This window comes from Rhodospirillales bacterium RIFCSPLOWO2_02_FULL_58_16, assembly GCA_001830425.1.
Classification (GTDB): Bacteria; Pseudomonadota; Alphaproteobacteria; order Rhodospirillales; family 2-02-FULL-58-16; genus 2-02-FULL-58-16.
Genome location: MIAA01000034.1, coordinates 17,697 through 19,208, shown reverse-complemented (window position 1 = coordinate 19,208; position 1,512 = coordinate 17,697). Strand labels below are relative to the sequence as shown.

Sequence of the window (1,512 nt, the reverse complement as noted above, 5' to 3'; positions counted from 1 at the left end):
GCCGTCATTGGCTCCTTGCACCGTGATGGTGGCAGTCGCCGTGCTGGTCCCGCCCTGGCCGTCGGAAACCGTGTAGTTGAAGGTAACGTCGCGGGTCTCGCCGACGCCGAGGTCCTGGAAGTCAGAGCCGGGGTTAAACCCGAAGGTGCCGTCATTGTTGTTGATAACCGTGCCCTCGGCGGGCTGGCTGTCGATGGTGAAGGTCAAGGCGTCGCCGTCAACGTCAACCGCGCTGAATGAAAGCGTCTGCGCCGCGCCGTCCTCGACGGCGGCGCCGGTAATGTTGGAGGCCACCGGGCCGTCATTGGCGCCTTGCACCGTGATGGTGGCAGTCGCCGTGCTGGTCCCGCCCTGGCCGTCGGAAACCGTGTAATTGAAGGTAACGTCGCGGGTCTCGCCGACGCCGAGGTCCTGGAAGTCCGAGCCGGGATTAAACCCGAAGGTGCCGTCATTGTTGTTGATAACCGCGCCCTCGGCGGGCTGGCTGTCGATGGTGAAGGTCAAGGCGTCGTTGGCATCGGCATCGGTAGCGGTAAAGTTGAATGTCTGCGTCGCGCCGTCCTCGACGGCGGCGCCGGTAACGTTAGTCGCCACCGGGCCGTCGTTGGCGCCGGTAACGGTGACGGTGATCGTCGCCGTGCTGGTCGCGCCCTGGCTGTCGGTCACCGTATAATCAAAGGTAACGTCGCGGGTCTCGCCGACGCCGAGGTCCTGGAAGTCGGCGCCGGGATTGAAAGTAAAGGTGCCGTCGCCGTTATTGACGACCGTGCCTTCGGCGGGCTGATTGAGCGAATAGGTCAAGGCGTCGCCGTCAACGTCGGTGGCGTTGAAGGCGATGATCCTGGCCATGCCGTCCTCAAAAACGGCGCCGGAGATATCAACGGCCACCGGAGCGTCGTTGACGCCGGTGATGGTCACCACGGCGGTAACCGTGACCGGGGGATTGACGCCGTCGGAAACGACGTAGGTAAACGCATCGGTCGCCGTCTCGCCGGCTTTCAGATAGCCGAAGTCGGTGGTCGGCGTGTAGGTAACCGTGCCGTCGCCGTTGTCGGTGACCGTACCGTCCGCCGGCTGACTCACGCTGACCAAAGCCAAAGTACCGTCGTCCCTGATGTTGGACAGCACGTTAAAGGTCGAGCCGGCATCGTCTTCCGTCATCGCGGCAACGGCGTCGCCGATGACTTCCGGCGCCATGTCGGAGGCGGCGATGGTCTGAATATCAACAAAGGAGACCCTTACCCCCGCCAAGGCCTCGCTCGCGGCGGCCAGCGAACTCGCAGCCAAGGCGGCGGCCGCCGTAGCGGTGACCAGATCGGTGGCGACCAGGGTGGCGGCGGCGGCGGTTACGGCGGAGGCTGCTGCCGCTTGCGCGGCGGCGGCGGCGTTCTGGGCATTGGTTACATCCAGCACGGCGGCGTCATGGCCGGGATGATTCGCGGAAATGCCGGCAAGGACAGCCTCGGCGTCATGGGCCATCTGAACGGCCTCGGCGGCGGCGACCTGCGCCTG

Annotated in this window: 1 pseudogene (cut by both window edges); it reads right to left on the bottom strand. The window is 65.2% G+C overall.

Going from position 1 to position 1,512, the window contains the following annotated elements:
- Nucleotides 1-1,512: pseudogene (locus A3H92_13520) on the bottom strand (hypothetical protein) (it extends past both window edges: 2,373 nt to the left, 1,809 nt to the right).